The sequence below is a fragment of the Halobacillus hunanensis genome (assembly GCF_900166655.1).
In the GTDB taxonomy this organism is placed as follows: domain Bacteria; phylum Bacillota; class Bacilli; order Bacillales; family Halobacillaceae; genus Halobacillus_A; species Halobacillus_A hunanensis.
Window position 1 is genome coordinate 970049 of the sequence record NZ_FVZB01000007.1, and the last position, 25038, is coordinate 995086.

A 25038-nucleotide genomic window follows, 5' to 3' on the forward strand; every position below is an offset into this window, starting at 1 on the left:
AAGAATGTCTTAATCATGGACATATCCCTTAACAAATAAACCATGATTATGAAATGTCGATTTATTGTCAAATAGTAATTCATAGGACTCACCCTATGATGAAAGGAGGTCGCATTCAATGCCGAAGAAGAAGCCAAAAGAAAAAAAGAAACCCACTCCGGCTAAAACTGATAATCCTAAGTTATCAGGGGAAGACCGCCCATCCACTTAACCATAAAGGGAGGCGCTTATGTTTACTAAATCCCGCCTCCCTTTCCCCCATAAAACTCTTCTTCTGTTCGAATTTATGTGTTTGGTGCAGCAAAAGGTGTAAAAATAAAGGATTATTTGTTGTTATTTGCGGGAAAAAGTATAATAGAGTGAAACTTCATCGTATCCTAAAACGTTTAATAGGATATGAAGATGCATCCCCATATTTTCTGTTACACTTGGCGGCTTTTTTTTGGTATGATACCCTCATGGCATTAGGGAGGGAAGTACTTTGAATTATCCCAATGGAAGAAAAGGCGTAAGCCAGAGTTCGTTAAAACAAGGGAAAACAAAGGCCACTTTTAGTAATAGAGGTATGACATTAGAAGAGGATATTGCATTAACCAATGACTATTATCGACACGCAAATATTGCAGTTGTACACAAAAAACCGACACCTGTCCAAATTGTAAATGTAGACTATCCAAAAAGAAGTGCAGCAGTCATTAAAGAAGCATACTTCAAACAGGCTTCAACAACGGATTTTAATGGAGTTTATCGAGGTCGTTATATTGACTTCGAGGCGAAGGAAACAAAGAATAAGACCTCCTTCCCCTTAAGCAACATCCATCAGCATCAAATTGATCATATGCGTGCATGTGACACTCACGGAGGCATATGCTTTATTATTGTCAAATTTGCCGTGTATGAAGAGGTTTATTTTCTACCCGCAGTCAAACTTTTTTTGTATTGGGATGATCAATTTCAAGGCGGGCGAAAATCAATTCCCTATGATCAAATGAAAGTTGAAGGAGAACTCATCCCCTTTCATTATCAAGCAAGGGTTGATTATGCTGCTGCTTTAGATAAGCTCTATTTTTGAATTGGAGGAAGAGCAACATGGCCAACGATAGCCAATCAAGAAGTGCAAGACGCAAGCAAATAAAGTCGAATAAAAAGGGAACGAAAAAACCGACTTTCAAACGCATCGTAATGATTCTCTTGACGATAGGGATCGTTCTTATGATAGCCGTAGGCGGCTTATTTACCTATTACATTGTAACGGCGCCTGAATTAAATGAAGAGCAATTATCTGATCCTATTTCGTCAAAACTGTATGATAAAAATGGTGATTTTATAACGGACCTGGCCGGTGAGCAAAGAAGGACTAAAGTCAGCTATAACGACCTTCCGCCTACACTTATTGATGCGGTTTTAGCCACCGAGGATGTCCGATTCTTTGAACATATTGGAATAGATTTCAGGCGTATTGCCGCCGCTGTCATCGCGAATATTAAGGAAGGATTCGGGGCTGAAGGTGCCAGCACTATAACACAGCAAGTTGTTAAACGTTCCTTTTTATCAAGTGATAAGACATTAAAACGTAAAGTACAGGAACAGTATTTAGCTGTTAAACTAGACCAGGAATACTCCAAAGAAAAGATTTTAGAAATGTACCTTAATAAAATTTATTATGGACAAGGTGCCTATGGGGTAGCTGAAGCAGCGCAAACTTATTTTGGCAAAAACGAATTGAGTAAATTAACATTGCCTGAAATAGCTATACTAGCGGGATTACCGCAACGGCCTTCTGCCTACAACCCATATAAAAATCCAGAACTTGCGAAACAACGAATGAGCGTTGTACTTAGTCTGATGGTCCAGCATGGGAAGATCAGTGAAGAAGAGGCTGAGAAGGCAAGACAAACGAATGTGGAAGATCTACTAGCTGAACAAACTGAAAGAGAGTCACCATATAAAGCATTTATCGACCAGGTTCGAGAAGAAGTAGAAGCAAAAATGGATGGTGCCAACATCTACAAAGATGGCTTGAAAATCTACACAACATTAGATCCTGAAGCCCAGAAATATGTTGAGCAAATGCTCGGAAAAGAAAGCACAATTAATTGGCCAGATGAAAAAGTTGAAACTGGTATAGCGGTGACCGACACCCAAACAGGTGCTGTTCGAGCTATTGGTGGCGGCCGAAACTATAAAGAGGGTAACTTTAACTATGCTACAGATACCCAAAGACAGCCAGGATCAACCTTAAAGCCAATCACAGCTTATGGTCCAGCTATTCAATATAATAAACTGTCAACTTACCATCAGATTAAAGACGAACCGATAGATATTAACGGGTACTCCCCTAATAACTATGATGACAGGTTCCGTGGATGGGTAAGTACGCGTTATGCTCTCAGTCGTTCCTTGAATATTCCAGCTGTGAAAACATTGCATGAAACAGGTATTGATAAAGCACAGAAATTTGCGGAAGGACTAGGCATTAACTTCAAAGATGATCAGATGTATTTAAGTGATGCGATCGGCGGAGGAAATGCAGAAGTTAGTCCCCTACAGCTAAGCGGTGCATATGCAGCGTTTGGAAATGAAGGAGTTTATAACGAACCGTATACAGTTAGAAAAGTAGAAGTTCCCGGCCAAGGAACGGTTGACTTAAAACCTGAACCTAAATCGGCCATGAACAGCTACACGGCTTATATGATTACATCCATGTTACAAACAGTAATGTCAGAAGGCACAGGAACTGCAGCCAACGTCCCAGGACTTCCTGAGGCAGGTAAAACGGGTACAACCAATAGTGAAACCGACGATGGGACTGACATTGTTCCAGATTCCTGGTTCAGCGGTTACACGACAAATTATTCGATATCGATATGGACCGGTTATCCAAAGGGATACCAGAATTTATCCGAAGCAACTCAAGATATCCCTAAACAGCTGTTTAAGTCGGTTATGAGCCATATCTCAGAAGGAACAGAAACAAGCGACTTCCAAAAACCTGGATCCGTTGAAAAGGTTGAAGTAGAAGAAGGGTCACGCCCTGCTAAACTACCTAGCCCATATACTCCGGAAAGTCGTATTGTAACGGAATTGTTCCACGTTGATAATACTCCGTCTCAAGTTTCTCAAGTCTTTCAGAAGCTTGAACCAGTTCAAGATCTGTCAGCTTCCTATGATACGGAGGCACAGGCGATTAACCTTGAATGGGGCTATGAAGAACCTGAAGGAGTCTCATTTGAAGTAACGGTATCCATTGATGGCGGAGAAGCAAGACAACTTACGAGAACGAAAGATAGTACGGTGGAGATCACAAATGCTCAACCTGGCTCCACCTATGAATTTACGGTAACAGCCATAAGTGATAATGAGAATGCAGAAGATAGTGATCCAGCTACTGCCAGTGTAGACATTCCTGCTGAGGATGGAGCCGAAGAAAATCCTGAAGAGGATAATCCCGAAGGTGAAAATCCTGAAGATGAGCAGAATAACGAAGGCAATGAAAACAATGGCAATCAGAACGGAAACAATGGTAACAACGAGAATAATGGAAATAATGGTAACGAAAATGGTAATGAAAACGGCAACGATCAAGGAAATGGAAATCAAAATGAAAATCCTGACGAAGGTAATACAGGTGATGGGGAAGGAAATAATGAAGAACAACCCCCACCAGAAGAAGGAGAACAGCCGCCCGAGGAGCCTCAGCCTCCTCAAGAGGGTGGTGAACAACCACAGCCGCCTGAGGGGCAAGGTGAAGCTGCATAAGCATAAAAATCCCACTATCAACTTGATAGTGGGATTTAATTATTATAAAGTTTTTCCTTTTTCCGCATCCGCTTCTGCCCTTCCCTGCAAAGATGCAGCAATGGACATTCCTCACATTGAGGACGCTGAGCCTTACAGTGGTAACGTCCAAAGAAAATCATTCGATGATGGGTATCACTCCATTCCTCTTTCGGAACTTTACGCATCAACGTCTTTTCTACCTCTAATACAGAATCTTTATACCTGCAAATGCCCAGGCGCTTTGAGACCCGTTCAACATGCGTGTCCACCGCAATAGCCGGTTCCTGAAACGCCACTGAGGCTACAACATTCGCTGTTTTTCTTCCCACACCCGCTAAGCTTTCAAGCTCTTTCTTCGTCGATGGCACTCTGCCATCAAACTTTTCAATGATGGTATGGGAGAGCTTTTGAATATTTTTAGCTTTATTTCTATACAATCCAATAGATTTAATGTCATGCTGTAACTCCTCTAGAGGAACAGCGAGATAATCTTCGGGATTTTTATACTTTTGAAATAATTGCGGAGTAACTTTATTAACTAAAGCATCTGTAGCCTGGGCTGACAATACAACTGCCACGAGAAGTTCAAAAGCATTGCTGTGAGTCAGCTCACATTCAGCATCAGGAAACATTTCTTCAAATGCATCTAAACATTCTCTTATTTGACTTTTATTAAGCATAACGTTTCTCCTATGAATCCTCCTCTAACCAATTATAGTATAACGATACATCTCTTTTCGGCTTTGTTTTGGCAGAGGAAGCATTTTTTACTTGGCCTTGTCTGAATTGCTTACCATGCTGACGAGCCTGGTCAACAGTTTGGATTCCTTTTCGCTTCCACTCTCTTAGAATCCGGTCGATATATTTAAAGTTAAGTTTCCCCATCAACACAGCTTCTCTTAATGCTGCTTTTATAAGAGCTGGCGCTTGTTCTTCCTGATCCAGCCAGATATTAATATTCTCTATTTCAAAAGGTGATAATGGCCGACCGAACTCTTGCTCGAATAAAGGAAATAAATTTTCTGTCTGCTTTTTGTCATCAGAATAGGAATTTGTACGTTCCACAAATAATTTTTCCCATAGCGGCTCTAAAGAATATGATTCATTTATGACTAGTTGTTCACTATGTTTCTGCTCGATCGTAACGAATTGTTTTTGCATTAATTTTCTTAATACCTTTGAACAGTCCTGGCTTGAAAAAGAAAGATATTCAGCTAATTGTTCAGGAGTTGGAAAAGGATTCCCCTCCAGGTAAAAACGATGAATTTGCAGCAAAACAACTAGCTCATGCTCATCCATTCCTAATCGCCGATATTGCAGTAACAACTGTTTAGGGATCATCATTTGGTGATTTATGATGTCCTCGAACCTTTGATATTTCGCCAAGGTGTTCACCTCATTCTGTGGTGGTTATAGAAGGAAAAGCACCGATAGCTATAACATAACATATCGGTGCCTCTACTCTATTAAGGATATAGTCGATTCAACAAACGAGGAAATGGAATTGTTTCCCTCACATGTTCCACACCCGATATCCAGGCAACTGTTCTCTCTAACCCTAAACCGAAGCCTGAGTGGGGTACACTCCCATATTCACGAAGTTGTAAATACCATTTGTAAGCATCTCCTGTTAGTTCATGCTCTTCATAACGCTTACGCATGAGCTCAAGATCATCAATTCGCTGGGAACCGCCAATTATTTCTCCATATCCTTCCGGTGCAATTAGGTCAGCACATAAAACAACTTCAGGCCGATCCGGATCAGGTTTCATGTAAAATGCCTTAATTTCGGCAGGATAGTTCGTAATAAATACTGGCTTTTCATAACTTTCAGCAATTGCTGTTTCATGTGGGGCCCCGAAATCTTCTCCCCATTCGATATCCTCAAAACCCTTCTCCTTTAAGAGATCAATTGCTTCATCATAACTAATTCTAGGAAATGGTGCTTTAATCTTTTCAAGAACACTTGTATCACGGCCAAGTGTTTCCAATTCTAAAGCACAATTTTCAAGAACTGCTTCCACCACATGAGTGACATACTGTTCTTGGACTTCTAGACTATCATCATGATCCATAAAAGCCATTTCCGGCTCAATCATCCAGAACTCGATAAGGTGACGACGAGTTTTTGATTTTTCCGCTCTAAATGTTGGTCCAAAACTAAATACTTTACCAAAGGCCATAGCTGCTGCTTCCATATACAGCTGACCACTTTGGGACAAGTATGCATCTTCGTCGAAGTATTTAGTATGGAATAATTCTGTAGTCCCTTCTGCGGAAGAACCAGTTAGTATCGGGGGGTCAATTTTGACATAATTATTCGTATTGAAAAACTCATAAGTTGCTCGAATAATTTCGTTTCTAACTTTCATCACCGCATGCTGTTTCTTAGATCGCAACCACAAATGCCTGTGATCCATTAAAAACTCTGTCCCATGTTCCTTAGGTGTAATTGGATAGTCTACGGCTTCATGAATCAATTCGAAGTGGTTCACTTGTATCTCATATCCAAAAGAAGAGCGGGAATCTTCCACAATTACTCCTGTGACATAAAGAGAAGACTCCTGAGTTAGAGCTTTCGCCTCTTGAAACTTTTCTTCTCCAATATCATTTTTAACTACGATTCCTTGCATAAACCCTGTACCATCACGCAGTTGCAAAAAAGCTATTTTCCCGCTTGATCTTTTATTATGGAGCCATGCCCCGATGGTTACTTCTTCGCCCACATGCTTTGAAACTTCTGCAATTGTTGTTTTCATGAGATTCCCTCCAAACTTGTTAACTATCTGATTGATTTTTTTCGACAAAACGCTTCAAACGTTTGGCAGCTTCCTCTAATTGGTCGATCGAAGTGGCATAAGAAAGTCTTACATTCTCTGGTGATCCAAAACCAGATCCAGGTACGAGAGCCACCTTTTCTTCCTCAAGTAACGCGGTTACCCATTCATCTACCGAATTAAAACCGCATTTTTTTGCAGTTTCTATTACGTTAGGGAACAAATAGAAAGCGCCTTTTGGCTTCTCGCATGATACACCTGGTATTTCCAACAGCCAGGTATGTAAAGCATCCAATCTTTCATGGAAAGCCTGACGCATTTTTTTCACCTCTTCGTTGGAGCCCTTGTAAGCTGCTAAGGCTGCATATTGGGATATTGAAGTAGGATTAGATGTCGAATGTGAAGCCATATTTGTCATAGCCTTAATGATCTTAGCCTGTCCCAAAGCATAACCGATTCTCCAGCCCGTCATAGAATGGGACTTAGAAACACCGTTTATAATGATTGTTTGTTTAAATAATTCATCTGATAACTGAGCCATAGACACATGTTGATCGTCAGAATAAATCAGTTTTTCGTAAATTTCATCGGAAACAATTAAAATATCATGCTTCACACACACTTCACCAATCGCTCGAAGTTCTTCCTCTGTATAGATCATTCCAGTCGGATTACTAGGAGAATTGATAATAACAGCTTTTGTTTGTTTAGTAATCGATTCCTCAAGCTGTTGAGGTGTCATTTTGAACTGATTTTCTTCTTTTGCTTTAACGATAACAGGGGTGCCTTCTGCCAATTTGATCTGTTCAGGATAACTTACCCAATAAGGGGCAGGGACAATGACCTCATCTCCTTTATTCAACAATACTTGAAACAAGGTAAATAAGGCATGTTTTGCACCTGTGGTCACAATGACTTCATCGGTGGAATAGTTCAGATTGTGATCTTCTTTCATCTTTGACAAAATGGCCTCTTTTAAATCGGGGATTCCTCCTGAAGGTGTGTATTTCGTTAAACCTTCTTTCATAGCGTCTGCCGCTGCAGCAATAATATGATGAGGAGTATTAAAATCCGGCTCCCCTGCTCCGAGACCTATCACATCATGTCCTTCTGATTTTAGTTCTTTTGCTTTAGCAGTTATCGCCAATGTAGATGATGGTGTTAGTGTTTGTACGCGCTTAGCTAATTCCATGAAACTCATCCCTTCGTTTAAGTTTGAGGCTGGCGAAATGCAAACCTTTGGATCGGCTTGCCGTTCTCAGCCTTTACATACTCTAAAACATATCTTTGATTTTCATCGATATAAGTAAGTTCCCATGCTGGGCTATTCTCTTCATAGGCAAGTTGTATATCTAAAAATGAACAACTGGAACAGTTAGCCTGCAGCTCTTTTTTTAATTGATCAGAGGAGACCATGGTGCTGGTATTGATTGTTGTAAGCACTTTCGCATTATTAAGGTTAATAAAGGCAGCCAATTCCTCATCACTTTCAGTTTTGCCGCGAACGATATGGATTGGCCGTTCGCCATTGTAACTCGTTACGTCTGAAACACTAGCAATATTCGTCTTGGATAAAGCCAGACTTTTAGCTTCACTATATCCTTCAGTGTGATTGCTTTGGATTTGTACATACATCCACGTTAGTAAACATCCCGAAAGTAAAATCAATAAACCGACGATTAAAAGAACCCACTTCAGCCAGCTAGGTGCGGTATATCGTGAAGACTGCTGTTTCATTATCATCTTCATCTAGAGCCAGTCCAAACATTAAATTTTGTTCTTTCAGTGTACGGTTAAGTGTATCAACAACCTTATACAGATCGTCTGATTTCTGAATCCTTACAGTTGAAAGGGTTTCGATCTTGTTTTCCATATTTACATCCCCCATCGTCTTTTCCAAGGTTCTTCATCGGTACATACGTAAAATATTATAACAGGAATTATACTGAAATTAGATAGAGATTCGTTATTTTCCTTCATATCCACTTCTCCATATCCTGAACTAACTTAGATGTCGATTGATAAGTCAGTGGAATTTCGGGAATCGAGGAAATAAAATATTTTCCGTATTTGGCTTCAATTAATCGCTGATCACATACAAAAACTATCCCGCGATCGGTAGTCGAGCGAATTAATCGTCCAAACCCCTGTTTAAATCTTAATATTGCGTGAGGAAGAGACTGTTCCATAAATGGGTTAAGGCCCTTACTCTTCAGTCTAGTGTCCCGCATGATCTGGGCAGGCTGATCAGGAGGGTCAAAAGGCAGACGGGCGATTACTAAACATGATAGATCATCGCCAGGAATGTCGACGCCTTCCCAAAAAGAGCTGGTCCCTAATAAAATTGCCTGATCAAATGTTTGAAAGTTCTTTTTCAGGCGATCTCTGCTGCCACTCGAGATTCCTTGAGCAAATATCATAAATTCCTCAGGAGCTGCTACCTCCTTGAGTAAATAATAGGTTTTTTTCAACATCTCATAAGACGTGAATAATACAAGCATGCGACCGTTTGTAACTTGAGCTATTGAATAGATCGCTTCGCTTATAGAATAGATGAATTCTTCTGTCTCTGTCTTAATACTAGGAAAGTCATTTGGAACCATAAGCCTGACATGCTGTTCATAATTATATGGGGATGGTATAGATAGTTCTTGCAGGTCGTCCCTCGTTTCTAATCCTAACAGCCGTTTCATATAATTGAACGACCCGTTCGCGGTCAAGGTAGCACTCGTTAAAACTACACTCTTTTTTGTTGCATATAACTTTTCATTTAATTGCTCAGCTACGTCTAAAGGCTCACTATATAAATAAATCGAGTTAGACGCCCCATCAACATCAATTTCAATCCATTTTACCGTTTCCCCGCCGAGGTCGAAAAAGTTTTCTAATTGGCGGATAATGGTTGAACACATCTCTGTATGATTAATCAGCCTCTGCTTTAACACCTGTACTTCTTCACTATGGTCACTTGTAACTAATGATTCGAGAACCTCTATCAAAGCAGCTGTCTCTCTTTTAATGGAGTGAATAGGTGCGAGAAACCTCTGAGTCATTTCGTAACTAGTGTAAACAAACTTATCGTCGTTGGATTCTTTAAGTAGAAATTGAACGCGGCCAACATCACTTTTCGATTGTTTGTTATTGTGAACAGATTTTACCTTTCGAAAGAGATATCTCGATAAATGGTTTAACTCTTCTTTTGCTGCTTCTACGTAATGACTGCAGTGATCGAGTTGTTTCTTCACATCTACATTGAGGGATTTGAATACTGCAGGGTGAAACAATTCATTAAATTGGGTTAACTGCCGCTGCAGCTCTTTGTAGTTCAAGCGAATACCAAAGTAACGACTGGCTACGGACTCTAAATGATGGGCTTCATCAACTAGCACCCGATCAAAAACAGGAAGTCTTTGTTCATGACTAATCAGATCCAGGCAAAGCAGGGAATGGTTAGTAATGATTATGTCAGCCTGTGCAGCCTTTTCCTCTGCCCACTGCCAATAAGAGGAAGGGTCTTGTTTATCAGATTTCGTGTTTGTTGACGCTTCCGAGGAAATTTTATGCCAAAATTGCTGACCGCTTGAAGGCAGCTGAATTTCATCAATGTCTCCAGTACTCGTATGGGTTAGCCATACTAAAATCATAGATTTTGTTAAGGAAACATCATAATTATCATGATAAGACCTTTCTAACTCATAACTGAAATGCAGCAAACTAATATAATGACTTTTTCCTTTATATAAGACTGCTTCCAGCGGCCGCCCTACTAATGCTTCCAGCCGCGGAATTTCTTCTTCTAACAACTGATTTTGTAAGGAAGTGGTGTGAGTAGAAATCATGACTCTCTCTTTATGATTGATTGCATAATGTACGGTAGACAATAAGTAGGCAAGAGACTTTCCGATTCCTGCCCCAGCTTCTATCAAAGCATGTTTCTCCTCATTAAAAGCCTTATACACGGCTTCTGACATTTGTTTTTGCCCATCTCTCGTTTCAAAGCGGCTTATAATTTGCTGTAAACCTTCTTTACTTTCATATGCATGATGAATCCATTCACTAAACGGAGGCTGCTGATCTCGAGTAACTTTGGAATACAACCGTCTTTTCTTAATTGGTATCCCATAGTGAATATCAAATCTGTCTACAACTTGATGATTGTATCTGTTTTTCTCAATAGCTTTTTCAATTAAGGATCTCATATCACTCTTGAGTTTATCTGACAATCTCAACAGATGCACCAGCGTCCGTTCAGGTAACCCCTCTAATTCAGTTAATAATATCGTGAGCAAGTCAGCCGTTACCGCAGCATCAGATAAGGCCCGGTGCGGATTATCGTGTCCTATGTGCAAAAGCTGCGCCAGTTGTCCTAATTTAAAACTTGGTGATTCGGGCAGAAAAATGCGGGAAAGTTCAACTGTATCTATTAATTTATTATGTAATGCAGGAAAACCGCACCGCTTGAGTTCCTCATTAAGAAAACTTAGATCGAATTCAATATTATGGGCAACAATATAGCAGTCCTTCAATAAATGATATACGTCCTCAGCAATTTCTGAGAACAACGGAGCATGGATTAGGTCTTCATCTTTAATCCCCGTTAAGGATGTAATAAATGGAGGAATCTCGCGTTCCGGAAAGATCAGGCTTGAAAATTCTTTGACCGTCTTTCCCTCTTTCATAATTACGATACCGATTTCAATCATTCGATCCTGTTTTGATAATGCATTACCAGTGGTCTCCAAATCAACTATAGCAAAGGTAGACAAGTTAGAACCCCCCTTTTTCGTACACTTGTTATGTATTCTAGCCCTGTTTAATTCAGTATTCACTAGTCTAAAACCATTCATGTAAATGAAATCACTTTTTTTCTCCACTTCCATGGAGCCCTGTCTAATCAGCATCGGCGGGGCAAAAAAGTAAGGACCTGAACCCCTGATAGGAGCTAAGATCCTTCCCATACCACTCATACGAACTCCTAATTACAAAGGCATTGCTGTAAGCGGAGGCTCCTCTTCTAAAAGTTCAAGCAATTCATTACCTTCACCCATAATTGCGATCTTAGGTTTAAAATCTGCCAGTTCCTCTTCAGTCAACATGGCATAGGAGACAATAATAACAATATCATCCGGCTGAACTAACCGTGCTGCTGCCCCATTCAGGCAAACAACACCACTTCCTCTTTCACCGGCAATAACATATGTTTCCAGCCGTGAACCATTATTATTATTAACGATTTGAACTTTCTCATGTGGAAGAATTCCTACACGATCCAATAGATCCTGATCAATGGTTATACTGCCCACATAGTTCAAGTTTGCTTCTGTAACCCGTGCACGATGAATCTTAGCTCTCATCATTGTGCGAAACATGATGACGCCCCCTCCTTGCTCTTTACCCTAACGTCTTAATCCCATATTCATCAAAGATTACATTGTCAATGAGTCTTGCCTTTTGAAAATGTACTGCTGTAGCAAGAATCACTTGTTGATCGATCGTTTCAACTTGCTGTAACTTCGGATAGGATAATAATTCAATATAATCTATTTTACCATGAGTTTTCTTTTCAAGAAACTGTCGAACTTTTTCGATCACTTTCTCTGGATTATTCTCCCTATTCTCTACATGCTGCCTTCCATATTGCAATGCTTGTTGAACATAAGGGGCTTCTTTTCTTTCCTGATCAAGCAGGTTCACATTCCGACTGCTTTTCGCTAACCCATCTTCTTCACGTACCGTGGGAACAGCAATCAGTTCAATAGGGAAATTAAAGTCTTCAAGTAAAGCATCAACTACAGCGATCTGCTGGGCATCCTTCAATCCAAAGTAAACTCTGGAAGGACGAACGATATTAAATAATTTCGTCAAGACGGTCGCCACTCCATCAAAATGTCCTGGACGGCTTCTCCCGCATAACACATCTGTTCTTCTAACCACAGATAATTTTATGGAGAGCGGAGTTGGGTACATCGTCTGCTCTTCTGGAAGAAAAATAACGTCGACCCCATGTTTCTCTGCTATTTCTTTGTCATGCTTCTGATCACGAGGATAAGAGTCTAAATCTTCGTTCCCACCAAATTGGAGCGGATTGACAAAAATACTTAAAACGACTAGGTCGTTTTCCAAGCGCGCTCTCTTCAAGAGTGCCTCATGACCTTCATGTAGAAATCCCATAGTAGGTACAAAGCCGATTTTTTTTCCTTGTGCAATCCATTCACTTGTTCTCTGCTGCAATTCTTTAATATTTGTGGTGATCTTCATAACTATTCTCCTTAGTTTTCTGGCAGCAAGGAGGTATCCATTGTAAAGCTGTGCTGATCTTGGGGAAAATCCCCCTTCCTCACTTCTGATACGTATTGACTTACAGCATCAGTCATTTGATCGTTGCTGTTTAGATACGGTTTCACAAACTTAGGCAGACGCTCCACACCATACTTCAGGACATCATGGTAAACTAGTACCTGCCCATCACAGTCTACACCTGCCCCAATTCCAATTGTAGGAATAGAAAGATTCTCAGAAACCCGTTTCGCAAGCTGTTTTGGAACACATTCTAATACAAGTGCCATGGCCCCTGCTTGCTCGATTTCCTTAGCTTCTTTTATCAACTTCTTAGCTGCCTTTTCGTCTTTCCCCTGTACTTTATAGCCTCCTAGAACATGAACAGATTGAGGAGTCAGCCCTAAATGTCCGACTACAGGGATCCCTCCTTCGGATAACCGTTGAATCACCGGTACTATTTCACCAGCTCCTTCAAGTTTCAACGCTTGCGCGCCCGTTTCTTGAAAAAGCTTTGCTCCATTTTTTAGAGATTCTTCTAGAGAAATGTGATAAGACATAAATGGCATATCAACCACAACAAATGTGTCCGCGGCCCCTCTCCTTACCGCTTTGCCATGATGAATCATGTCGTTTAGCGTAACCGGAATTGTAGAATCATATCCTAATACAACCATACCCAGGCTGTCACCAACCAGTATCATATCCGTTCCTGCTGACTGAGCAACTTTAGCTGATGGGTAATCATAGGCGGTAATCATCGTTATTTTTTCCTGGGCCTGTTTCATTTTAAGCAGGCTGTGCTTATTAAGCATTATATCCACCCTCTCCCCAATGAATTTCTGCTGAATACAGCTTTTCGACATTACCTGTTTCATCTCGTGCCAGCAAGGCTCCATCAGGTTCTATCCCTACTAATGTAGCCTGCCAAGTTTTCCTCATGGTGGAGACGGTCACTGTTTCGCCAATTTTGTAACCGTATTCTTCCCATTTCGGTTTTACTTCAGAGAAGCCATTTTGGATAAACTGATCATATGTACGTTCAAACTGACGTAATATACGTTGAATTGTTTGCTGGATTGACCATTCTTGTTGTGACTCTATCAGAAGAGAGGTAGCTTTATGCTGTAATTCTTCGGGAATATCTGCTTCTGTTTGATTCACATTCATTCCGATACCTAGCACTACATACTGAATTTGGTCTTGTTCAGCTTGCATTTCTGTTAAGATACCTGAAACCTTTTTATGATTAACCAATAAGTCGTTTGGCCACTTAATATAAGGAGTTATTGAGGACCGATCAGCTATAACCTCAGCTAACACCGTGGCGGCCAGTAAAGTAAGTTGAGGCGCTTGATAAGGAAGCAATTCAGGACGTAACAAAATACTCATCCAAATACCCTTCCCTTTAGGGGAATCCCAATTTCGAGCCATTCTTCCTTTGCCCTGCACCTGTTGATCAGCTATAACGACCGTTCCATGAGGTTTTCCTTGTTTGGCTAATTGATGAACTACTTCTTGTGTGGAAGCTACTTCAGGATAATGATGAAGGTTATGACCGAGCCAATCTGTATTCAGCCCCCACTGAAGAGTGTTCTCACTTACCTTATTAGGGAACGAAATGATTTTATATCCCTTTCTTTGAACCGCTTCAATTTCATAGCCGTCTTTTTCTAGCTCTTTCATATGTTTCCAGACGGCTGTTCTTGATATTTGCAAGCGCTTCGATAAAGCTTGTCCAGAGATATGGCTTTGTTGTTCATGTAACAGTTCAATTAATTGTTTACGGGTGGATTCCATTGATCGACCCACTCCTTTATTTGTTCATATTGGTTTGGCAATTGTTTGTTTACTACAGCATATTCTATTTTCTCAATACCAGATTTAATCCAGGGTCCTTTTTGCCTTTGAGGCCATAGCTTTATTAAGTCCTGAGCTCCAAATGCTAAATCGTTTCGTGACTGGATCGGAAGTTCAGCTGCGACCTTAATTAGACGCTGCTCTTCAATCTGATATCCTAATGCTCTTAACAAGTTGGCGAATGAGGGGATCAGGGGTTTCGGCAATTGATAACTGAGCCAATGAGTAACTTCATTCTTTTGTTGAAACTCATGTAACGCATTGTGCAATGAAAAGGAATCCCTTTTGACTTTATTAGACTGTTTCCAACTCTTCACCCATTGATGTATATCTACCGAATTGTCTTGTTCGTAATAATAAGCGATCAATACAGCGAATCCCTCTAAACGATCTTCCGGTATAATTTTTTGCAATCGTGGACTTTTAGAAAAAATTGGAAGCTGTGAATAAACACCAAGTCGACTACATAATTGCAGACCTTTTCTAAAGTCTTCACCTGCTGTCAGTTTGGCAAATTCAACTGCTATTCGTTCTATAGCAATATGGCCAAGTTTAGCTGCTTGACTTTCTATAGCTGTACTTACTTCTGAATCAACCTCGAATTGAAGCTGGCTTGCGAACCTCAAGGCCCGCATCATTCGTAAAGGATCTTCACTGAAACGGGTCTGAGCGTCTCCCACTGCTCGAATACGCTGATTTGTTAGATCCTCTTTTCCTGCATAAGGATCAATGATATCCCCTTTATGATCCATAGCCATAGCGTTAATGGTGAAGTCCCGTCTTGACAAATCTTCCTTTATTGATTGTACAAATGACACTTGATCAGGATGCCTGAAATCGGTATAGCCTTGCTCTGTTCGATACGTCGTCACTTCAAAAGATTGTGATTGGTAGCGGACGAGTACTGTTCCGTGCTCTATCCCAATCGGAATAACATGCTCAAAAACCTGAGCTACCTGATGTGGGAGGGCTGACGTAGCAATATCAATATCACCGACGGATCGGCCTAAAACAAGGTCACGTACGGCTCCCCCCACTATGTGCCCTTCATATCCTTTGTCATGAAGTTGTGTTAATAAGCTAAAGGCCGATTGAAAGAGCGGATCATTGTACATCATCTAACACCTTACGATAAAGCGCTTCATATTGTTCAACGATGGCAGTTGAAGCAAACTTATCTCTTACAAATTGCTTCGCCTGTTCCGAAAAGTGATCATGCATAGCAGAGTCCCCTAATATTTTTTCTGCAAAATGAACAACTTGTTCCGTATTTCCTAGCTCTGTAATAAATCCAGTTTCCCCATGATTGATAACTTCAGGTATTCCACCGATATTTGTACCGATACATGGGACACCGCACGCCATGGCTTCTAATAATACGAGACCAAAGCTTTCTTTTTCTGATAAGAGCAGCTTCAAATCAGAAATGGAAAGCAACTCACTTACATTTTCCTGTTTACCAAGGAAAAGTACTTGATCTTCTATTCCTAATTCTTCTACTAGTTGATAACAGGCAGCATACTCAGGACCGTCACCGACGAGGATAAGTTTGGATGAAATATTTTTTTGAATTTGAGCAAATGCCTGAATGACGTCAGGAACACGCTTCACTTTCCTGAAATTAGAAATATGGATGATCACTTTTTCATCCCTATCGATATGATATTGGGCCTTGAGTTCATCATTCGGCTGTCTGTAGTATTCTCGTTCGTCCACAAAGTTATAGATGACGTCCATTGTCTTTTCCGTTTTTAGCATCTCTTGAGTTTGCTTCACTAAACTTTCTGATACAGCCGTAACACGATCAGATTGTTCAATTCCGAATTTAATCATCTGTTTTAGACTTGAATCAATGGCTAGTACTGTAATATCTGTACCGTGCAGAGTCGTAACAATTTTAACATCATGATCAGCCATTTGCTTGGCTAAAATCGCCAATACAGCATGTGGCATTGCATAATGGACATGCAGGACATCGAGTTTTTCGCGATTAATAACCTCAGCCATTTTATTAGCCAGCGCTAAATCATAGGGAGGATGCTGAAAAACGGGATAGCTGCTTACCTCTACTTCATGGTAATAAATGTTTGGATAGACTCGATTTAACCGAAATGGGACTTGTGATGTAACAAAGTGGATTTCATGTCCTCTTTCAGCTAATATTTTCCCTAATTCGGTTGCAATTACCCCTGATCCCCCAACAGTGGGATAGCAGGTTATTCCTATTTTCGACATACAATTACACCTGATCTTTCTTTCCAAACTTTTCTTTTACAATGTCTCGCCAGTGAAAATCTCCACGGTCTAAACCCCTAATAAAGATTTCAGCACTGGCTAAATTTGTAGCCAATGGGACACGATGCACATCACAAATACGCAGCAATGCACTTACATCCGGTTCATGGGGTTGAGCCGTTAGAGGATCTCGAAAGAAAATAACCATATCAATTTCTTCCTGCGCAATTTTTGCACCTATTTGCTGGTCGCCTCCAATAGGGCCAGATTGAAACCTGTATACATCTAACCCTGATGCTTCGGAAATTCTTTTTCCGGTTGTACCAGTGGCAAATAACTGATGTTTCCGTAATATATGCTTGTACGCTGTGGCAAAATGGATGATTTCTTGTTTTTTCTCATCATGCGCAATTAATGCTACATTCATGCCATAACCCCCTATTAATCGAGTAAATGCTCAAGACCATATACAAGTGTATCGATAGTCATTACTTCAGTAGCTGCCAACTTAACACCTGACATAAACGATTCGCGATGAAGGGAATCATGCTGGATAGTCAGTGTTTGTCCAAGACCGCCAAATATTACCTCTTGATGGGCTACAAGGCCTGGGAGTCTGACACTGTGTATTTTCATTCCATCCACATCTGCCCCCCGTGCGCTTTGTAATGTTTCTTTTTCTTCAGGATGTCCTTGCAGGTGTGATTCTCGTTCTTCTTTAATTAACTCAGCTGTCTTTATTGCAGTCCCGGATGGGGCATCAAGTTTTTGGTCATGATGCTTTTCAATAATTTCAACGTCAGGGAAATGTTTAGCGGCCCATTTAGAGAATTGCATCATTAACACTGCACCTACTGCGAAGTTTGGTGCAATAACCGCTCCAAGTTGTTTGGATTCACTCAGATTCGTTACTTCATCCAGTTGTTCTGCAGTAAAGCCTGTGGTTCCTACCACTGGTCGAACTCCATTTTCAAGGGCCAGCTTCGTATGCTTATATCCAAATTCAGGAGTAGTTAAATCGACCAGCACATCAGCATTTACTTCGCTGAGACAGACTTCAGCATCTGTATAGATTATAGCATCTAATTCCGGCAATCCAGCAATTTCATTGATGTTTTTTCCTTCATGTTTGCGGTCAATGCATGCCACTAGTTGAAATTGGTCTTCTTTAGCAATCATTCTAAGTGCTTCTTGTCCCATTTTCCCTCTAGGACCAGCTACAATTACATTAATCTGTTTCATTCTGTATTTCCTCCATCCTTTCGTGTCCAGCGATTTTTATCTCTTGTTTCAATTTTGCTCATAGACCTTTCAAATGCATCAGATAAATCAATGTCAAGAGAATTAGCAAAGCATGTAAGTACGAAAATGACATCTCCCATCTCTTCTTCTAATGCTTTTTCGCCCTCCGATGACTTCTTTTTCTTTTCACCATAACGATGATTGATTTCTCTAGCCATCTCCCCTACTTCTTCAGTTAGTCGTGCCTGCAAAGCCAATGGGGAGAAGTATCCCTCTTTAAATTGTGATATGTATTGATCTACACGCTGTTGTATATCTTCTGTAGTGTACTTCATCATCCACTCCCCTTTTTTATGCTACCATTCCTTCTTAAATGGTAGCCAAAAGCAGAGCTTTTGACAAATTATTAAACTTTTGACCATTGTAGCCTGCAAATCACTTGTTTATAATATAAGTCGTGTAACTTTTTTGGAGGTGTTGGATGTGCATGTATTTGGCTTAAAGATGAAAAATGTTTTGTTTATTATAGTTGGTGCAGCCATATTTTCATTTGGATTGGTCCACTTCAACATTCAAAACGAATTAGGAGAAGGTGGTTTCACCGGTATTACTCTATTACTTCTCTACCTGTTTAATTGGGATCCCGCATTAATGAATATTCTCTTAAACATCCCTGTCCTGATTATCGGTTGGCGTATTCTCGGAAGAAATACTTTTTATTACTCATTAATAGGAATTGTCGCTGTTTCCCTATTTATCCGTTTATCACAAATATACTTAATTGAAATTGATCTAGCATCAGACTTAACCTTAGCTTCTTTGTTTGCAGGAGTTTTTGCCGGGATTGGCTTGGGCATCATCTTCCGCTATGGCGGAACAACCGGAGGTGTCGACATCATCGCAAGACTCATCCATAAGTATTTAGGCTGGAGTATGGGCCGTGCTATGTTTGTTTTTGATGCCATCGTCATCTTGATCTCTATTATTACCTATCTGAATCCTATAAAAGGAATGTACACTCTTGTAGCCGTTTTCGTTGGGGCAAGAGTAATCGATTTCATTCAAGAAGGAGCTTATGCTGCAAGAGGAGCTACCATTATTTCGCAAAAAAACGACCAAATTTCAAACAAGATCAATAAAGAAATGGATCGAGGAGTTACCGTACTACAAGGAAAGGGATCCTTTACAGGCTCAAACCGGGACGTTCTATACTGTGTAATTGGAAAGAATGAAATCGTACGATTAAAGACCCTCATTAACACCATCGATCCTCATGCTTTTGTTGCTGTCAGCCATGTTCATGATGTTATCGGTGAAGGTTTCACCTTAGACGAAAACAAAAACCCGATAGAAGAATAAAGAGTAAATAAAAACCCATTGTTCCAATAATACGGAACAATGGGTTTTATCTATTCTTGTGGACTATTCTTCATTCATCCCTACGAACATAAATACAAACCTTAGTAATTCAGCTAAAGCAACTAGTGCCCCGGCTACATATGTCATAGCTGCTGCATTGAGTACCTTCTTCGTCTTTCTTTCCTCATCATTACGGATAATACCCGTCGATACCAGCTGCCCCATCGCCCTGCTTGAAGCATCAAATTCTACTGGTAAGGTAATCAGCTGGAACAATACGGCCGCTGCAAAAAAGATAATTCCTGCTAAAGCAAGGCCAGTCATACCGAGTAAAAATCCACCGATGATTAAAAAGATAGAGATGTTTGAACCAAAACTGGCTACAGGTACTAATGCACTTCGGAAACGTAGAAACGCATATTCCTGAGCGTCCTGAATCGCGTGCCCTACCTCGTGGGCAGAAACAGCTGATGCAGCCATCGACCGGCCGTGGTAATTACCTGAGGATAACCGAATTACTTTAGAACGCGGATCATAATGATCAGATAACATTCCTTTTACTTCCTCAACTCGAACATTAAACAAGCCATTATCATCTAGAATTTTTCGAGCAACCTCAGCACCAGTCATTGATGATGAAGTCGGGACTTTAGAATATTTTTTATATGTGCTCTTCACACGAGAAGAAGCCCAAATGGGTACAATTAACAAAATCGCAAAGTAGATTAAAAAACCTGCCATCTTCATTCCTCCATCTTGGATGTAGACTACAATTATATAGGTTAATTTTAGTCAAAAGTGACTGAAAAATCAACTATTAAGTTTGTCACGAGCATGTTTTTCCCGTTTCTCTGCGACATATTTTCTCGTCCCAACATAAATAAGCGTAATGAGTATTGTAGTCCCAATAATGGCTGCTGTCCATAGGAAGGCGTCAAAACCTATGAGCGAAGACTTATCATCGAGCAGCTTGTCCAATTGATTATCAACCTCTTGCTTGGCCGCTAAAGTTTCGCTTCTCGTGTAATCTTCTATGGACTGTGAAACAGGCTTAAACTCGTCTCGTTCTAAATACAACTTCAATGTTGGCAAAAGTGACTGCCAACGAGAAGCTATGTCCGCCACCGGCACATCCGCTTGACTTAATTGCTCTCGCAGGGAGTGGAGTTCATTACGAATTGAATCTTCAGGACGATGACTTCCTACTATATTCACATAAAATAAAAACTTATTCACTTCCGAATTACTTATATCTTTTTGCTCCTTAACAATCGGTTGAATGAGCTCATAAAACGTTTCCTGATGCTGTGTTGATAAAGTATTTATATATTGTTCCATTTCTGTACGGCGGTTATTCACCATTCGATTGGCCAGCCCGTATTTTTCATCCTCCACTAAATGACGGTATTGATCCGAAAATTCACTCCATGTATTATGGTCAGCGTAAATATGCTTCGAGTCATTGAAGCTTGGAACAAACAGGCTTAAACAGACAACGAAACAAAGCAGAAGAGCCCGTCCCATCACACTCGCCCCCTCATATTCTATCTTATTCGAATGTATATGAGAGAAGAGGAAAAATTAGACCGACTCGATTTGTCGATATCTTTGTGTCATGATATAACAAACCGCAATACAGAAAATACTTAACCAAAATGTAAAATACCCAATTTGATTCATATGTTCCATAATAGAAGGATAAATTGGCATTTGTTCAAACACATAATCAATCACATCATTGTGTAATGTCCAAATCGCGGCAACTATAATATGTCGGGTCCGTATTTTATAAAAGGGGGTATAAAGCAGTCCTTGTATAGCCATAGCTCCGTGAGAAGCGATTAGCATATAACCCGTCCAGGGAAGTGAGCCATACTCCATAAACGTCAAACCATTCATGACAACTGCCCAAATGCCGTACTTTAATAACGTAATCACGGCAAGGGCTTCTATATAAGGTACACTCTTATGTAACAAATAAAAACCTAAAAAGATAGTGAAAAACAAGCTTGCCGTAGGACTGTCCGGTACGAAAATCAGAAATATCGGTTCCGTAACTGCCAGCTGGCTTTCATACCAAATGTAACCGTAAATCGTACCTGACAAATTAATGATAAACAACAGCATGAGAAAAATGCGATTTGTTAATATGTATGTATAAATTGTCTTCATAAGATCATAGCACTCCTATAATAAACAAACCGTGCTCGTTCATAGGAGCACGGTTTGTTTTACATCCTTTATTTACTATTACTCTGAGCCGGATTCTTGTCCACCTGAACCAGAACCTTTTCCACCGGCTCCTTGTGCTTTAATAAATTCAGCAAGTTGCTGAAGCTCTTCATCAGATCCCTTAAACACACCCGCCGGCATTTCACCGATACCATTACGTGCTATGTCTTTAATTTGTTCAACTGACATTGCAGTATCTAATAAAGATGGATAGTTTCCCTGTCCCTGAAGTTGATCTCCGTGACAACTCATACAGTTAGCTTCATAAATAGCATATCCTGGAGCTTCGGTATCTACCTCTGCCTCTACAGCTTCAACATTTACAGCATACTTTTCTGAGCGTTCAGCATAGTCGGCATGTTCAACAGCTTCATATGTCAACCAGAAAGTTGCGATGAAACCTAACATCATAAGTCCAACTGAGATTGGACGCTTCGATGGACGACGACCCGGTCCGCGATCAAGAAATGGAGCTAACAGCAATGCTCCAAATGCTAGTGAAGGTATAATAATTGCCCCGATGACAATAAAGTTTCCTCCAGCATATTGATACTTCAGGAATTGATATAAGAATAAGAAATACCAGTCAGGCAACGGAATATAACCAGCATTGGTTGGATCAGCCTGTTGCTCAAGCGGTGATGGGTGAGCAGCAGTTAAAATTAAAAACCCAATCAGGAATACCGAACCAACTAACCATTCTTTTAGAAGGAAGTTTGGCCAAAATGCTTCCGTACGTCCAGGGTATTCTGAGTAATCTTTTGGTAAATTGGCTTTTTGTTCAGCGGGAATTCGTGAATCCCCGACGAACTTCATCCCTTTTCCCCTATGCACAGCGTTCCCTCCTTTAAATCACTTCATTTTATAGTGGACCGGAAATACCTTGCTTACGGATTAACATAAAGTGCACGGCCATTAATCCGAATAGTGCAGCTGGCAAGAAAAATACGTGAATCGCAAAGAAACGGGTTAATGTTTGCGCCCCAACAATGGTTGGGTCTCCGGCAAGCAGCGTTCGTATTTCATCACCAATAAACGGTGTGGCTGCCGCAATCTCAAGACCTACCTGTGTGGCAAAATAAGCTTTGTTATCCCATGGGAGCAGGTAGCCAGTAAACCCTAACCCGAGCATAACAAAGAATAATAAAACACCAACGACCCAGTTCAATTCTCGCGGCTTCTTGTAAGCCCCCTGGAAGAATACCCGTAATGTATGTAGAAATAACATTACAATAACAAGACTCGCACCCCAGTGGTGCATCCCACGCACAATTTGTCCGTAAGCTACTTCTTTTTGTAAATAATAAACGGACTTCCAGGCGTTTTCGATATCAGGTACATAATACATAGTTAAAAACATACCGGATAGAATTTGAATTACTGTAATAAAGAATGTCAATCCGCCAAAACAATAAACAAATGCAGAGAAATGATGGGCTGGGTTGACATGCTCTGGTACTTCATGGTCGGCGATATCACGCCAAAGCGGAGTGACGTCTACACGCTCATCGACCCAGTCATAAATCTTTTGTAGCATGAATTACGCCCCCTGTCTTGATTGAGTTTCTCCGAGATAAAGCATGTTTTCTTTGACTTTGGTCTTGTACACCGGTAATGGTGCAGTAGGTGGTGTTCCCGGAATGTTGACACCATCTTTTGTATACCGACCGCCGTGACATGGGCAATAGAATTGGTTAGGGTATTCCTGATTGGAAGCCCAGTCTACAGTACACCCTAAGTGCGTACAAATTGGTGAGAGTGCTACAATCTCATCATTTTCATCTCTGTACACCCATGCAGTTTTTTGTACTTTTGACTCATACCATGCATCCACTTGTTCAACCTGCCATTCAAAACGCTGTGGTTCATTTGTAAGTTCATCAATTGGTGCTACAGAATGAAACTCTCCAGCAGCTTGCGGCGTCAATACCGGATCAATGGCAAAACGAACCATTGGCGCAAGCATTCCAGCAGCCATAAAGCCACCTACACCAGTCAGTGTGTAGTTTAAAAATTGACGACGGGATACTCGTTTTTTATCGCTCATTCTTTTCCCCCCTCTATGCTGTAATCCATGCGACATGGATCGTTTACATACAGTTTACTAGGACATTACTATGATAGCGCAATCTTAAGGCGGGGTCAATGAATTCTCAAGTGTTATCTCAACTTTTACTAGTTACCAATAAGCTTGAATTAATTCATTAACTTGCTTCACTTGTTCTTTAACAAAAGATTGAGTTTCAGTAGATTGTAAGTCCCCATTTGCTTTACCTGGTATCCATAGTAAGTGCCCAATTAAATGACTTTCATACCTTTTCCATTTTGGATCTAACGTGAAAAGAAAGATATGTTGAAAAGGCTGTTGTTGAAAGTGTTCGATCCACTTATTAACACGGGTTATTTCTTCTTCATGCTGGTTCGTCAAGTAATGATACTCGGGGGCTAAGAATATTCTTCCCCGGTATTCTTTCTCAATTAAGTTCGTGAAGATCTGAATGAGTTCTCTCTGAAATGCTTCCTGAATCATTTTCTGCTCTGATGCTGGATCGAAGGGGATTAACGGAATTAGCACCGTATCCACATATTGTTTTTCTGGAAGGTATTGCTTCGTATCCTGCTTTGTCCATTGCATGTCCTATCACTATCCTTTCTTACTTGTCCTTATTTTACTAAAAAAAACAAAAAATAAAAGCTGGGAGGATAAAAAATCCTCTCAGCTTTTCAAGTTAAGTGATTTATTAACTTCTATTAATTCGTTACTTAACACAATGAATTGAGTTTGGTCACCTTCCATTAAGGCAAGGTCAATTTGTTTTTCAAGCTCTCTTTTTCTAAACGTCATCAAACTGGAATGGAGAAATTTATCAGCTTCTGCTTTATCACGATCGTTTACATAATAATCTTTAGGTAAATATGGATTATCTTCTAGCACGAGGGCATACATAGAACATTTATGGGCATCTTCGAAATTCATCTGAATATAAACTGGTTCTTCTTGGTTCATTCTCAAGTCATGAAATGATTTCTCAGCATCATTGGTCATGACTTGCCCTTTGTAAAATCTGAACGGCGGATCTTGTACCCCTTGAGCGCTAATCTCCATTCCTCTTGGACACAGTTTAACTTCTTGTACAAAATGAACGTAAGAAAGCAATGATTCATGATTGATCAAATAATTGAGAATCCAAACACTTTCTCTTTTCTTTAATTGGTAATTGTTCAGAAACCAACGAACAAAGTCCTTTTTTTCATTAACAGAAATAGGTGTTTGCAT

General features: G+C 40.3%; 27 protein-coding genes. 3 read left to right on the forward strand and 24 right to left on the reverse strand.

Features of this window, described 5'->3' with window-relative positions:
• Positions 1-481: 481 nt before the first annotated feature.
• Together recU and B5354_RS17595 are read left to right on the forward strand one after the other, a co-directional pair.
• Positions 482-1072: a Holliday junction resolvase RecU gene (recU, locus tag B5354_RS17590; RefSeq protein WP_079530097.1), complete on the forward strand. Its 591-nt coding sequence runs from the start codon at positions 482-484 to the stop codon at positions 1070-1072.
• Between the two features lie 17 nt (positions 1073-1089).
• Positions 1090-3759 (forward strand): penicillin-binding protein 1A, encoded by a 2670-nt coding sequence (locus B5354_RS17595; protein WP_079530098.1) that lies wholly within the window; start codon positions 1090-1092, stop codon positions 3757-3759.
• Between the two features lie 35 nt (positions 3760-3794).
• Here the strand turns inward: B5354_RS17595 and nth are convergent, their stop codons facing one another.
• The 16 genes from nth to B5354_RS17675 all read right to left on the reverse strand — a co-directional run bounded on the left by nth (position 3795) and on the right by B5354_RS17675 (position 18505).
• Positions 3795-4460, reverse strand: a complete 666-nt coding sequence (gene nth / locus B5354_RS17600) for an endonuclease III (RefSeq protein WP_079530099.1) — start codon at positions 4458-4460, stop codon at positions 3795-3797.
• Between the two features lie 10 nt (positions 4461-4470).
• A complete protein-coding gene (locus tag B5354_RS17605) occupies positions 4471-5166 on the reverse strand; it encodes a DnaD domain-containing protein (protein ID WP_176142530.1) in 696 nt (231 codons plus the stop codon).
• Between the two features lie 80 nt (positions 5167-5246).
• A complete protein-coding gene (asnS, locus tag B5354_RS17610; RefSeq protein WP_079530100.1) occupies positions 5247-6539 on the reverse strand; it encodes an asparagine--tRNA ligase in 1293 nt (430 codons plus the stop codon).
• A 19-nt stretch (positions 6540-6558) separates the two neighbouring features.
• The gene (locus B5354_RS17615; RefSeq protein WP_079530101.1) at positions 6559-7749 is read right to left on the reverse strand and encodes a pyridoxal phosphate-dependent aminotransferase; all 1191 of its coding nucleotides are present in this window, start codon (positions 7747-7749) and stop codon (positions 6559-6561) included.
• A gap of 17 nt (positions 7750-7766) precedes the next feature.
• Positions 7767-8294 (reverse strand): cell wall elongation regulator TseB-like domain-containing protein, encoded by a 528-nt coding sequence (locus tag B5354_RS17620; RefSeq protein WP_139377163.1) that lies wholly within the window; start codon positions 8292-8294, stop codon positions 7767-7769.
• The gene (locus tag B5354_RS17625) at positions 8260-8430 is read right to left on the reverse strand and encodes a YpmA family protein (RefSeq protein WP_079530103.1); all 171 of its coding nucleotides are present in this window, start codon (positions 8428-8430) and stop codon (positions 8260-8262) included. The genes B5354_RS17620 and B5354_RS17625 overlap by 35 nt, the downstream gene beginning before the upstream one ends.
• Positions 8431-8533: 103 nt before the next feature.
• Positions 8534-11323 carry an ATP-dependent DNA helicase DinG gene (gene dinG, locus B5354_RS17630; protein WP_079530630.1) on the reverse strand — a complete coding sequence of 930 codons (2790 nt, stop codon included), beginning with the start codon at positions 11321-11323 and terminating at the stop codon, positions 8534-8536.
• Positions 11324-11536: 213 nt separating this feature from the next.
• Positions 11537-11926: an aspartate 1-decarboxylase gene (gene panD / locus B5354_RS17635; RefSeq protein WP_079530104.1), complete on the reverse strand. Its 390-nt coding sequence runs from the start codon at positions 11924-11926 to the stop codon at positions 11537-11539.
• A 22-nt stretch (positions 11927-11948) separates the two neighbouring features.
• Positions 11949-12815: a pantoate--beta-alanine ligase gene (gene panC, locus B5354_RS17640; RefSeq protein ID WP_079530105.1), complete on the reverse strand. Its 867-nt coding sequence runs from the start codon at positions 12813-12815 to the stop codon at positions 11949-11951.
• Between the two features lie 11 nt (positions 12816-12826).
• A complete protein-coding gene (gene panB / locus B5354_RS17645; RefSeq protein ID WP_079530106.1) occupies positions 12827-13648 on the reverse strand; it encodes a 3-methyl-2-oxobutanoate hydroxymethyltransferase in 822 nt (273 codons plus the stop codon).
• Positions 13641-14633 (reverse strand): biotin--[acetyl-CoA-carboxylase] ligase, encoded by a 993-nt coding sequence (locus B5354_RS17650; protein WP_079530107.1) that lies wholly within the window; start codon positions 14631-14633, stop codon positions 13641-13643. Before B5354_RS17650 ends, panB begins: the two co-directional genes overlap by 8 nt.
• Positions 14609-15808 carry a CCA tRNA nucleotidyltransferase gene (locus B5354_RS17655; RefSeq protein ID WP_245804818.1) on the reverse strand — a complete coding sequence of 400 codons (1200 nt, stop codon included), beginning with the start codon at positions 15806-15808 and terminating at the stop codon, positions 14609-14611. Before B5354_RS17655 ends, B5354_RS17650 begins: the two co-directional genes overlap by 25 nt.
• On the reverse strand, positions 15798-16928 hold the full coding sequence (gene bshA, locus B5354_RS17660; RefSeq protein WP_079530109.1) for an N-acetyl-alpha-D-glucosaminyl L-malate synthase BshA: 1131 nt from the start codon (positions 16926-16928) through the stop codon (positions 15798-15800). The genes B5354_RS17655 and bshA overlap by 11 nt, the downstream gene beginning before the upstream one ends.
• Positions 16929-16932: 4 nt before the next feature.
• Positions 16933-17355: a methylglyoxal synthase gene (locus B5354_RS17665; RefSeq protein ID WP_079530110.1), complete on the reverse strand. Its 423-nt coding sequence runs from the start codon at positions 17353-17355 to the stop codon at positions 16933-16935.
• Between the two features lie 14 nt (positions 17356-17369).
• On the reverse strand, positions 17370-18170 hold the full coding sequence (gene dapB / locus B5354_RS17670) for a 4-hydroxy-tetrahydrodipicolinate reductase (protein ID WP_079530111.1): 801 nt from the start codon (positions 18168-18170) through the stop codon (positions 17370-17372).
• Positions 18167-18505, reverse strand: a complete 339-nt coding sequence (locus B5354_RS17675) for a nucleotide pyrophosphohydrolase (protein WP_176142531.1) — start codon at positions 18503-18505, stop codon at positions 18167-18169. The genes dapB and B5354_RS17675 overlap by 4 nt, the downstream gene beginning before the upstream one ends.
• 169 nt (positions 18506-18674) lie before the next feature.
• Between B5354_RS17675 and B5354_RS17680 the strand changes: the two genes are divergently transcribed.
• Entirely contained in the window at positions 18675-19529 is an 855-nt protein-coding gene (locus tag B5354_RS17680; protein ID WP_176142549.1) for a YitT family protein, read from the forward strand.
• 63 nt (positions 19530-19592) lie between these two features.
• On the opposite strand, the gene B5354_RS17685 is transcribed toward B5354_RS17680, so the two are convergent.
• From B5354_RS17685 to B5354_RS17720, 8 genes are all read right to left on the reverse strand, one after another.
• Positions 19593-20270 (reverse strand): zinc metallopeptidase, encoded by a 678-nt coding sequence (locus B5354_RS17685; protein ID WP_079530114.1) that lies wholly within the window; start codon positions 20268-20270, stop codon positions 19593-19595.
• A gap of 69 nt (positions 20271-20339) precedes the next feature.
• Positions 20340-21053 (reverse strand): sporulation protein YpjB, encoded by a 714-nt coding sequence (locus B5354_RS17690; protein ID WP_079530115.1) that lies wholly within the window; start codon positions 21051-21053, stop codon positions 20340-20342.
• Between the two features lie 57 nt (positions 21054-21110).
• A complete protein-coding gene (lhaT, locus tag B5354_RS17695; protein ID WP_079530116.1) occupies positions 21111-21701 on the reverse strand; it encodes a lipoprotein heptaprenylglyceryl N-acetyltransferase LhaT in 591 nt (196 codons plus the stop codon).
• Between the two features lie 78 nt (positions 21702-21779).
• Positions 21780-22595: a menaquinol-cytochrome c reductase cytochrome b/c subunit gene (locus B5354_RS17700; protein WP_079530117.1), complete on the reverse strand. Its 816-nt coding sequence runs from the start codon at positions 22593-22595 to the stop codon at positions 21780-21782.
• Between the two features lie 28 nt (positions 22596-22623).
• A complete protein-coding gene (qcrB, locus tag B5354_RS17705) occupies positions 22624-23298 on the reverse strand; it encodes a menaquinol-cytochrome c reductase cytochrome b subunit (protein WP_079530118.1) in 675 nt (224 codons plus the stop codon).
• Between the two features lie 3 nt (positions 23299-23301).
• On the reverse strand, positions 23302-23808 hold the full coding sequence (locus B5354_RS17710; RefSeq protein WP_079530119.1) for a QcrA and Rieske domain-containing protein: 507 nt from the start codon (positions 23806-23808) through the stop codon (positions 23302-23304).
• A gap of 132 nt (positions 23809-23940) precedes the next feature.
• On the reverse strand, positions 23941-24396 hold the full coding sequence (locus B5354_RS17715) for a DUF2487 family protein (protein WP_079530120.1): 456 nt from the start codon (positions 24394-24396) through the stop codon (positions 23941-23943).
• Positions 24397-24477: 81 nt separating this feature from the next.
• On the reverse strand, positions 24478-25038 hold the full coding sequence (locus tag B5354_RS17720) for a ReoY family proteolytic degradation factor (protein WP_079530121.1): 561 nt from the start codon (positions 25036-25038) through the stop codon (positions 24478-24480).

What these genes read in the sequence shown, in the direction of transcription:
- panC (WP_079530105.1), bottom strand. Translation starts at nt 12,815, where the DNA reads ATGAAGATCACCACAAATATTAAAGAATTGCAGCAGAGAACAAGTGAA.
- B5354_RS17675 (WP_176142531.1), bottom strand. Translation starts at nt 18,505, where the DNA reads ATGAAGTACACTACAGAAGATATACAACAGCGTGTAGATCAATACATA.
- panD (WP_079530104.1), bottom strand. Translation starts at nt 11,926, where the DNA reads ATGTTTCGCACAATGATGAGAGCTAAGATTCATCGTGCACGGGTTACA.
- B5354_RS17685 (WP_079530114.1), bottom strand. Translation starts at nt 20,270, where the DNA reads ATGGCAGGTTTTTTAATCTACTTTGCGATTTTGTTAATTGTACCCATT.
- B5354_RS17655 (WP_245804818.1), bottom strand. Translation starts at nt 15,808, where the DNA reads ATGTACAATGATCCGCTCTTTCAATCGGCCTTTAGCTTATTAACACAA.
- dapB (WP_079530111.1), bottom strand. Translation starts at nt 18,170, where the DNA reads ATGAAACAGATTAATGTAATTGTAGCTGGTCCTAGAGGGAAAATGGGA.
- B5354_RS17595 (WP_079530098.1), top strand. Translation starts at nt 1,090, where the DNA reads ATGGCCAACGATAGCCAATCAAGAAGTGCAAGACGCAAGCAAATAAAG.
- qcrB (WP_079530118.1), bottom strand. Translation starts at nt 23,298, where the DNA reads ATGCTACAAAAGATTTATGACTGGGTCGATGAGCGTGTAGACGTCACT.
- panB (WP_079530106.1), bottom strand. Translation starts at nt 13,648, where the DNA reads ATGCTTAATAAGCACAGCCTGCTTAAAATGAAACAGGCCCAGGAAAAA.
- B5354_RS17690 (WP_079530115.1), bottom strand. Translation starts at nt 21,053, where the DNA reads ATGGGACGGGCTCTTCTGCTTTGTTTCGTTGTCTGTTTAAGCCTGTTT.
- B5354_RS17625 (WP_079530103.1), bottom strand. Translation starts at nt 8,430, where the DNA reads ATGGAAAACAAGATCGAAACCCTTTCAACTGTAAGGATTCAGAAATCA.
- B5354_RS17665 (WP_079530110.1), bottom strand. Translation starts at nt 17,355, where the DNA reads ATGAATGTAGCATTAATTGCGCATGATGAGAAAAAACAAGAAATCATC.
- B5354_RS17715 (WP_079530120.1), bottom strand. Translation starts at nt 24,396, where the DNA reads ATGCAATGGACAAAGCAGGATACGAAGCAATACCTTCCAGAAAAACAA.
- bshA (WP_079530109.1), bottom strand. Translation starts at nt 16,928, where the DNA reads ATGTCGAAAATAGGAATAACCTGCTATCCCACTGTTGGGGGATCAGGG.
- B5354_RS17720 (WP_079530121.1), bottom strand. Translation starts at nt 25,038, where the DNA reads ATGCAAACACCTATTTCTGTTAATGAAAAAAAGGACTTTGTTCGTTGG.
- B5354_RS17650 (WP_079530107.1), bottom strand. Translation starts at nt 14,633, where the DNA reads ATGGAATCCACCCGTAAACAATTAATTGAACTGTTACATGAACAACAA.
- lhaT (WP_079530116.1), bottom strand. Translation starts at nt 21,701, where the DNA reads ATGAAGACAATTTATACATACATATTAACAAATCGCATTTTTCTCATG.
- B5354_RS17680 (WP_176142549.1), top strand. Translation starts at nt 18,675, where the DNA reads ATGAAAAATGTTTTGTTTATTATAGTTGGTGCAGCCATATTTTCATTT.
- B5354_RS17620 (WP_139377163.1), bottom strand. Translation starts at nt 8,294, where the DNA reads ATGAAACAGCAGTCTTCACGATATACCGCACCTAGCTGGCTGAAGTGG.
- asnS (WP_079530100.1), bottom strand. Translation starts at nt 6,539, where the DNA reads ATGAAAACAACAATTGCAGAAGTTTCAAAGCATGTGGGCGAAGAAGTA.
- nth (WP_079530099.1), bottom strand. Translation starts at nt 4,460, where the DNA reads ATGCTTAATAAAAGTCAAATAAGAGAATGTTTAGATGCATTTGAAGAA.
- B5354_RS17710 (WP_079530119.1), bottom strand. Translation starts at nt 23,808, where the DNA reads ATGAGCGATAAAAAACGAGTATCCCGTCGTCAATTTTTAAACTACACA.
- B5354_RS17615 (WP_079530101.1), bottom strand. Translation starts at nt 7,749, where the DNA reads ATGGAATTAGCTAAGCGCGTACAAACACTAACACCATCATCTACATTG.